Source organism: Streptomyces sp. G-G2 (assembly GCF_030063135.1).
Classification (GTDB): Bacteria; Actinomycetota; Actinomycetes; order Streptomycetales; family Streptomycetaceae; genus Streptomyces.
The window spans coordinates 60,968-66,970 of record NZ_JASISO010000046.1; the positions used below are offsets into that span (position 1 = coordinate 60,968).

Genomic DNA, 6,003 nt, shown 5'->3' on the forward strand with positions numbered 1-6,003 from the left:
GACGCGTCCTCGCGGCCCGGCGGACCACTCGCGCGGGCATACGGACACCAGGGCCCCGGCAGCCGACAGGCGCCGGGGCCCTGTCATCCGGAGGGCAGCTCTACCCTGGACCTATGAACACGAAGCGCGGGGCCGCCGCCAGGGGCGTAGTCAGGGGTCTGCCCCGGTGGGACCGCTGCGGGGTCATGGGCGTCGTCAACGTCACCCCGGACTCCTTCTCCGACGGCGGCCGCTGGTTCGACACCACCGCGGCCGTCAAGCGCGGCCTGGACCTGGTGGCCGCGGGCGCCGACCTGGTCGACGTCGGCGGCGAGTCCACCCGGCCCGGCGCGAGCCGGGTCGACGAGGAGGAGGAGCTGCGCCGGGTCGTCCCCGTGGTGCGCGGCCTGGCCTCCGAGGGCATCGCCGTCTCCGTCGACACCATGCGGGCCACGGTCGCCGCGCGGGCCGTCGAAGCCGGCGCGCTGCTGGTCAACGACGTGAGCGGCGGACTGGCCGACCCCGGCATGATCGGCGCCGTCGCGGCCGCCGAGGTCCCCTTCGTGGTCATGCACTGGCGCGGTTTCAGCGAGGGCATGAACAGCCTCGCCGTGTACGAGGACGTGGTCGCGGAGGTCACCGCCGAGCTGCGGATGCGGATCGAGGCCGTCATCGCGGGCGGCATCGCCCCCGAGCGGCTCGTCGTGGACCCCGGTCTCGGCTTCGCCAAGAACGCCGAGCACGACCTGGCCCTCGTCGCCCACCTCCCCGAGCTGCGCGCGCTGGGCTTCCCGCTGCTGGTCGCGGCCTCCCGCAAGCGGTTCCTGGGCCGGGTGCTGGCGGGCGACGGCTCCGCGCCCCCGCCCGCCCGCGAGCGGGACGCGGCCACCGCCGCCGTCTCGGCGATCGCGGCGCACGAGGGCGCCTGGGCCGTCCGGGTCCACGAGGTACGGGCGAGCGCGGACGCGGTTCGAGTCGCCCGGGCCGTGGAAGGGGCACTGTGATCCGCAATGCGGGCGACGACGGACCCGGTAGGGAAGGGGCACGGTGAGCCGTACCGACATCGAAGCGGTCGAAGAGGTCAACACGGCCTTCTACGAGGCGATGGAGCGGGGGGACTTCGACGCGCTGTCGGCGCTCTGGCTGGAGGACGAGATCTCCTGCGTCCACCCCGGCTGGCCGGTACTCGCGGGCCGCGGCGAGGTGTTGCGCTCGTACGCCCTGATCATGAGCCACACCGAGTACATCCAGTTCTTCCTCACCGACACCAAGGTGGCCGTCATAGCGGACACCGCCGTGGTCACCTGCACCGAGAACATCCTGAGCGGCGGGCCCGCCGAGGACGGCGGTGAACTGGGCCCCCTCGTCGGTCAGCTGGTCGTCGCCACGAATGTGTTCCGTCGCACATCCGAGGGCTGGCGCCTCTGGTCCCACCACGGTTCTCCGGTGCTCACGGACTCGGACGAGGACGGGGACGAGGACCCTTCGTGACCCCGTCGGCACGGTTTGCCTTTTATCGCAGGTAAATTCGAAGACGGACGACGCCGACCGCACTCGGCTCACGCCCATGCCCCCGGGGAGTCCCGGAACGGCAGCACCTACGAAAGCAGGAGTGATTCGCGTGGATCGTGTCGCGCTGCGCGGCCTCAAGGCTCGCGGACACCATGGCGTCTTCCCCCGGGAACGCGAAGAAGGCCAGACCTTCATCGTCGACCTGGTGCTCCACATCGACACCCGGCCCGCGGCGGCGGACGACGACCTGACGAAGACCGTGCACTACGGCGTGGTCGCCGAGGAGGTCGTGGAGGTCGTCCAGGGCGAGCCCGTCGACCTCATCGAAACCCTCGCCGAGCGCATCGCGCAGCGCTGCCTCAAGCACGACGCCGTCGCACAGGTGGAGGTCGTCGTGCACAAGCCGGACGCGCCGATCACCGTTCCCTTCGACGACGTGACCATCACGATCACCCGGAGCCGCGCATGAACAACGGACTGAAGGCACAGAGCGACCCGACCGTACAGCCCGTCCCCGCCTCCGTCGTCGAGACGGTCGACGCGGCGGACGTCACCCTGTCCAACCCCAAGTGGGCCGTCATCGCGCTCGGCGCGAACCTCGGCAACCGCCTGGAGACCCTCCAGGGCGCCATCGACGCCCTCGGCGACACTCCGGGCCTGCGGGTCAAGGCCGTCTCCACCGTCTACGAGACGGAGCCGTGGGGCGTGGAGCCGGGCTCGCAGCCCTCGTACTTCAACGCGGTGGTCCGGGTGAAGACCACCCTGCCCCCCGGCTCGCTGCTGGAACGCGGGCACGCCGTCGAGGAGGCCTTCGACCGCGTCCGCGAGGAGCGCTGGGGGCCGCGCACGATCGACGTCGACATCGTCTCGTACGCCGACGTGGTCTCCGACGACCCGTCCCTCACCCTCCCGCACCCCCGGGCCCACCTGCGCGCCTTCGTCCTGGCCCCCTGGCATGACGTCGACGCCGAGGCCACCCTCCCGGGCCGCGGTACGGTCGCCGAGCTGCTGGCCGGAATCGGCCTGGACGGGGTCACGGCACGCCCCGACCTGGAACTCCACCTGCCGGAGTAGTCGTTAGCCTGTTCACTGCCGGATGCGGGACGAGAAAGCGGGGAACAGGCACGTGAAGCAACTGAGGCTGGGCGTCCTGGCGGCCATCTTCGTGATCGCCGGGGCCCTGTCCTGGGCGGGCGCCCGGCTGTGGAACTCCTACGGCACCCTGCCGGGCGTTCCGCTGGCCGCGCCGGTGGTCCTCGCGGTGATCGCCGTCGTGCTCTGCGCGACGGCCCTGTCACTGCGCGGCCGCCTCAAGGCCCAGCGCGACCGGCGCCCCGGCGCCAAGGGCGTGGAACCCCTGATGGCGGCCCGCGCGGTCGTCTTCGGGCAGGCCAGCGCCCTGGTGGCCGCCCTGGTGGCGGGGATGTACGGGGGCGTGGGGGTCTTCCTGCTGGCCGACGGCCTGGAGGTACCGGCCCGCCGCGACCAGGCGTACTACGCCGCGGGCTCGGTCCTGGCGGGCCTCGGGGTCATCGCCGCGGCCCTCTTCCTGGAGCGCGTACTGCGCCTCCCGGACGACGAGGACGGCGCGACCGCCCGCGCCTGACCGGGTCCGCACGCGAAAGGGCGGCCGTCGCACACGCGACGGCCGCCCTTCGTGCGGGAACCGGTCGGGAACCGGCCCGGACCGGTCAGGACCGGGCAGCGCCTCCCGGCGACCGCTCAGCGGGCCACGATCAGGCTCATGGCCTCGGCGCGGGTCGCGGGATCGCGGAGCTGGCCGCGGACCGCCGACGTCAGGGTCTTGGCACCCGGCTTGCGGATCCCGCGGACCGACATGCACATGTGCTCGGCCTCTATGACGACGATGGCGCCGCGGGCCTCCAGGATCCGCATCAGGGAGTCGGCTATCTGAGTGGTGAGCCGCTCCTGCACCTGCGGGCGCCGGGCGAAGACCTCGACCAGGCGGGCCAGCTTCGACAGACCGGTGATCTTGCCGGACTCGGCCGGGATGTACCCCACGTGCGCCACGCCGTGGAACGGCAGCAGGTGGTGCTCGCACAGACTGACGATCTCGATGTCCTTCACCAGGACCATCTCGTCGTGGCCGAGGTCGAAGGTGGTCGTCAGCACGTCCTCCGGTACCTGCCACAGGCCCGCCAGGATCTCCCGGTAGGCCCGCGCGACGCGCGCCGGAGTCTCCAGAAGGCCCTCGCGGTCCGGGTTCTCGCCGACGGCGATGAGAAGCTCGCGCACAGCCGCCTCGGCGCGCTTCTCGTCGAACACACCGGGGGCGCCCGCGCCATCCAGGGTCACTGGATCGGTCATCTCTTCCTCGTTCCTGCCATGAAGTCCGTGAACATGCGAAAGTGCCGCGGCCCCCAGGCTATGACCTGGGGACCGCGGCATCCATTCCGGAGTGCGCGCCCGTCAGCTCTCGGGACGGTCCTCCGGGGCCGCCTCGGGAGTCTTCTCCGTGGAAACCGGAGGGGAGACGGGTGCGGAACCGCTGCCGTTCGCCGCGTTCGTCAGGGACAGCTCCCGTGGGGAGAGCACCGGCGGACGCGTGGACGGGGTACGGCGGGAGGATCCGGTCCACGCGGGGCGGGCCGGACGCTTCACGATCGTCGAGAAGACCTCGGCGATCTGCTCCTTGTTGAGCGTTTCCTTCTCCAGCAGCGCGAGGACGAGGTTGTCGAGCACGTCGCGGTTCTCGACCAGGATTTCCCAGGCCTCGTTGTGCGCGGTCTCGATGAGCTTCTTGACCTCTTCGTCGACCAGCGCGGCGACCTCTTCCGAGTAGTCGCGCTGGTGCGTCATGTCGCGGCCCAGGAACGGCTCGGTGTTGTCGCCACCGAACTTGATCGCGCCCAGGCGCTCCGTCATGCCGTACTGGGTGACCATCGCGCGGGCCGTGGTGGTGGCCTTCTCGATGTCGTTCGCGGCGCCCGTGGTCGGGTCGTGGAAGACCAGTTCCTCGGCCGCGCGACCGCCCAGCATGTACGCGAGCTGGTCGAGCATCTCATTGCGCGTCGTGGAGTACTTGTCCTCGTCGGGCAGGACCATGGTGTAACCCAGGGCACGGCCACGGGACAGGATCGTGATCTTGTGGACCGGGTCGGAGTTCGGGGAAGCCGCCGCGACCAGGGCGTGGCCGCCCTCGTGGTACGCGGTGATCTTCTTTTCCCGGTCCGACATGATCCGGGTCCGCTTCTGCGGACCCGCCACGACGCGGTCGATCGCCTCGTCCAGGGCGTGGTTGTCGACCAGCTTGCGGTCCCCGCGCGCGGTGAGCAGCGCGGCTTCGTTCAGCACGTTCGCCAGGTCCGCACCGGTGAATCCGGGCGTACGACGGGCAACCGCGCCCAGGTCGACGTCCGGGGCGACCGGCTTGCCCTTCTGGTGGACCTTGAGGATCGCCAGACGGCCCTGCATGTCCGGACGGTCGACCGCGATCTGCCGGTCGAAACGGCCGGGGCGCAGGAGCGCCGGGTCGAGGATGTCCGGCCGGTTCGTGGCGGCGATCAGGATGACCCCGCCCTTCACGTCGAAGCCGTCCATCTCGACGAGCAGCTGGTTGAGGGTCTGCTCGCGCTCGTCGTGACCGCCGCCGAGGCCGGCACCGCGGTGCCTGCCGACGGCGTCGATCTCGTCGACGAAGACGATCGCCGGAGCGTTGGCCTTGGCCTGTTCGAACAGGTCACGGACACGCGAGGCACCGACACCGACGAACATCTCGACGAAGTCGGAACCGGAGATCGAGTAGAAGGGAACACCGGCCTCGCCCGCGACGGCACGCGCGAGGAGGGTCTTTCCGGTGCCGGGCGGGCCGTAGAGCAGCACGCCCTTGGGGATCTTGGCGCCGACGGCCTGGAACTTCGCCGGCTCCTGCAGGAACTCCTTGATCTCGTGGAGCTCCTCCACCGCCTCGTCCGAGCCCGCCACATCGGCGAACGTCGTCTTGGGGGTGTCCTTGGTGATCAGCTTGGCCTTGGACTTCCCGAAGTTCATGACTCGGGAGCCGCCGCCCTGCATCTGATTCATCAGGAACAGGAAGACCACGACGATCAGGACGAAGGGCAGCAGGGACAGCAGCACGCTGAGGAACGGGCTGGTCTTGTCCGGCGAGACGGTGTACCCGTCCGCGATCTTGCCTGCCTCGAACTTGGTCTGGAGGTCCTTGGCGAGCGCTACGCCCTGGTCCCCGATGTAGTTGGCCTGGAACTTGGTGCCGTCGTTCTTGCCGAGCTTCTCGCCACTCTTCAGCTCGATCTTGATCATCTGGCTGTCACCAGTGGTGAGCTTGGCGCTCGCCACATGGTCCTGACTGATCGCCTTGATGACCTCGCTGGTCTCCACCGACTTGTAGCCGCCGCCGGAGCCGCCGACGTTCATCAACACGACCACGGCGAGGACGGCCAGCACGATCCACATGACCGGCCCACGGAAGTATCGCTTCACGTCCATCCATACGGGGCGCAGAGCACCCCGTCCCTCCTGCCCGTAGGTAAA

The 6,003-nt window shown here is 70.2% G+C and carries 7 protein-coding genes; 5 read left to right on the forward strand and 2 right to left on the reverse strand.

Annotation, left to right across the window (positions count from 1 at the left end; genetic code table 11):
- Positions 1-113: 113 nt before the first annotated feature.
- The 5 genes from folP (at position 114) to QMF80_RS29860 (ending at position 3,097) form a co-directional block, all read left to right on the forward strand.
- Positions 114-983, forward strand: coding sequence for a dihydropteroate synthase (folP, locus tag QMF80_RS29840; RefSeq protein ID WP_283458845.1), 870 nt, complete (start codon positions 114-116; stop codon positions 981-983).
- A 43-nt stretch (positions 984-1,026) separates the two neighbouring features.
- Positions 1,027-1,470 (forward strand): nuclear transport factor 2 family protein, encoded by a 444-nt coding sequence (locus QMF80_RS29845; protein ID WP_283458847.1) that lies wholly within the window; start codon positions 1,027-1,029, stop codon positions 1,468-1,470.
- A 130-nt stretch (positions 1,471-1,600) separates the two neighbouring features.
- Entirely contained in the window at positions 1,601-1,960 is a 360-nt protein-coding gene (gene folB, locus QMF80_RS29850) for a dihydroneopterin aldolase (RefSeq protein ID WP_283458848.1), read from the forward strand.
- Positions 1,957-2,565, forward strand: a complete 609-nt coding sequence (gene folK, locus QMF80_RS29855; protein WP_283458850.1) for a 2-amino-4-hydroxy-6-hydroxymethyldihydropteridine diphosphokinase — start codon at positions 1,957-1,959, stop codon at positions 2,563-2,565. The genes folB and folK overlap by 4 nt, the downstream gene beginning before the upstream one ends.
- A 52-nt stretch (positions 2,566-2,617) precedes the next feature.
- Entirely contained in the window at positions 2,618-3,097 is a 480-nt protein-coding gene (locus QMF80_RS29860) for a DUF3180 domain-containing protein (RefSeq protein ID WP_283458852.1), read from the forward strand.
- A gap of 116 nt (positions 3,098-3,213) precedes the next feature.
- On the opposite strand, the gene folE is transcribed toward QMF80_RS29860, so the two are convergent.
- Together folE and ftsH are read right to left on the reverse strand one after the other, a co-directional pair.
- Complete coding sequence (gene folE, locus QMF80_RS29865; protein ID WP_283458854.1) at positions 3,214-3,819, reverse strand: GTP cyclohydrolase I FolE; 606 nt, start codon at positions 3,817-3,819, stop codon at positions 3,214-3,216.
- A gap of 102 nt (positions 3,820-3,921) precedes the next feature.
- On the reverse strand, positions 3,922-5,958 hold the full coding sequence (ftsH, locus tag QMF80_RS29870; RefSeq protein WP_283458858.1) for an ATP-dependent zinc metalloprotease FtsH: 2,037 nt from the start codon (positions 5,956-5,958) through the stop codon (positions 3,922-3,924).
- Between the last annotated feature and the right edge of the window lie 45 nt (positions 5,959-6,003).